Below are 1,927 nucleotides of genomic sequence, written 5' to 3' on the forward strand. Positions count from 1 at the left end.
AGATCGAGCTGCCGGGCGCGAGCGCGGCCCGCAGGCCGTCCCGGCGGGACCGGGTCAGCTGGGTCTGGGCGGCGGCGTACTTCTCGGCGGTGGTGCGGGGCATGCGGGTCCTCCGGGCGGACGGCCTTCAGGTTCCGCTGCCCAAAGTGGGGCATCCAGGACGTTTCCGCGACCGGAGGACCGCGGGGTCCGCATGGTTTCCCGGCAGGCTGTCGGGCCGATAGCCTCGGCGGCGTTCGAGCGCAGTTCGAGCGCGAGCTCAGCCGCCGCGCTCCCGAGGTGGAGGAGTCCCGGTGCATCCGCAGGAGCGACTGGCCGTCATTCAGCGCTGTGTGGTCCGGGAGATGGCGCGACTGGGCCAGGTGTTCCGCCCGGACGGCGAGGTGGTCCGCGGCCCCGGCACCACCGCGGTGGCGGTGCGCGAGCACCCCGGGGACGACGGCGCCGGGCACGTGGACCTCGGCTTCGCGCTCCACCTGGGCCGAGCGGACGCCCCGGTGGTGTGGGACTGCGCGGCAGGCCTCGGCAAGACCGAGGAGGAGAAGCTCGCCAACGCGGTGAAGATGTGGGCGACCACCACCGCCCCGGTGCTGGTCGAGGTCGCGGGGGGCCGCGGGATCCGCGCCGACCGCCCGGCCCTGCCCGGACTCCCGGGCTGGCACGCGGTGCAGGGGCCGGCCGCGGTGTTCGGCTTCGGCAACGAGCACCTGGCGGGCTGGCTCGCCGAGCACCGGGTGCTGCCGGCGCTGGCGCCCGCGCTGCGCGCCGGGTTGACCGGGCCCGGGCCGGTGGGCGTCAAGCTCTTCCTGGGCGGGAAGGCGGGGGACGACGTCGCCGAGGTCCGGGTGGGCGGCGAGGTGTCGGAGGCGGCGTCGGCGGCGCTGCGCGCGCTGGACTGGCCGCGGGGCGAACGGCTGTGCTGGGCACGGCTGTTCGTGCTGCTGACGGCCGAACCGACGGCATCGGGGCAGCACACGCCGGCGGGTGCGGTGGCACCCGCGCCGATGCGTGCCCCGGCCCCGGCGGCGCGCCCCCGGGGACTGTTCGCTCGCTGGCGGGAGGCCAGACGGGCCGACCGGTGACCCCTGGGCGAGGGTGCGGACGGCCCGGCCGGGTCAGCCGCCGGTGATGCCGGAGATGCTGTGCGCGAGGTTGGCCAGCAGGGAGTTGATGGAGCCGGCGACCGTGGTCTCGTGGAGCATGAAGCCGAACAGGGCGGCGACGATCGCGTGCGGGATCTTCATCTGCTTGTTGCGGATGAAGATGATGCACAGGATCGCGAACAGGACCAGTGCGGAGACGGAGAGTGCCACCCGGACTCACTTCCTCGTTTTCATAGCGGGGTGCCGCCGCCCGGCGGCACCTGCGAAAGCCGGACCCCGGCCTGTCCGACGGTCCCGAGGCGGAATCGCGGACCGTCCGGCGCAGCGCCGGCGAGGGAGCCCACAGTCGACCGCTGTCTGTCGTGCCGCACGTGACGCCCCCAATCCCCCGAATCCTGAACAGTCCCGCCCGGACTCAGTGTGGTCGACCGTGCCGATTGCGTAAAGGTCTGAAAGTCAGCCCAACGCCGATATCCTGCGATGCGAGACGAGTTTCCGCCGACCGGGACGATAGCGGAGCCGTCCTGACGAATCGTCGGCGGGGCCGTGCTGAGCGGCCGGAAAACGGCCGGGGGCGGGGAACGGAAGCCGCTGGTCCGCTCCGTCGACGGGGCCTGCGAATTGGCCGAAGATCAGCTGCCGGGCTTGACAGCGGCGGCTGCCCTTGGCATGTGCCCCGACGGCACCGTCAGTCGCGCCAGAGCAGCAGCACGGCGCGGTCGTCGTTGATGTCCCGGGCGACCGTCTCGATCAGCGCGGCCGCGGTGCCCGTGCCCGTCCCGGGTCCGCCGCCGGGCACCAGCCGGTCCGCCTCCCCCATCAGC

Annotated in this window: 2 protein-coding genes and 1 pseudogene; 1 reads left to right on the forward strand and 2 read right to left on the reverse strand. The window is 73.8% G+C overall.

The window, feature by feature from the left end; translation table 11 throughout:
- The first annotated feature begins 293 nt into the window (after positions 1 to 293).
- Entirely contained in the window at positions 294 to 1,082 is a 789-nt protein-coding gene (locus tag ACIQOV_RS39490; RefSeq protein WP_401055723.1) for a DUF6348 family protein, read from the forward strand.
- A 33-nt stretch (positions 1,083 to 1,115) separates the two neighbouring features.
- On the opposite strand, the gene ACIQOV_RS39495 is transcribed toward ACIQOV_RS39490, so the two are convergent.
- Together ACIQOV_RS39495 and ACIQOV_RS39500 are read right to left on the reverse strand one after the other, a co-directional pair.
- Entirely contained in the window at positions 1,116 to 1,313 is a 198-nt protein-coding gene (locus tag ACIQOV_RS39495; protein WP_359914825.1) for a hypothetical protein, read from the reverse strand.
- 478 nt (positions 1,314 to 1,791) lie between these two features.
- Positions 1,792 to 1,927, reverse strand: a pseudogene (locus ACIQOV_RS39500) (serine/threonine-protein phosphatase); the annotation flags it as partial.

It is taken from the genome of Kitasatospora sp. NPDC091257 (assembly GCF_044757675.1).
Taxonomy (GTDB): domain Bacteria; phylum Actinomycetota; class Actinomycetes; order Streptomycetales; family Streptomycetaceae; genus Kitasatospora; species Kitasatospora lactacystinica.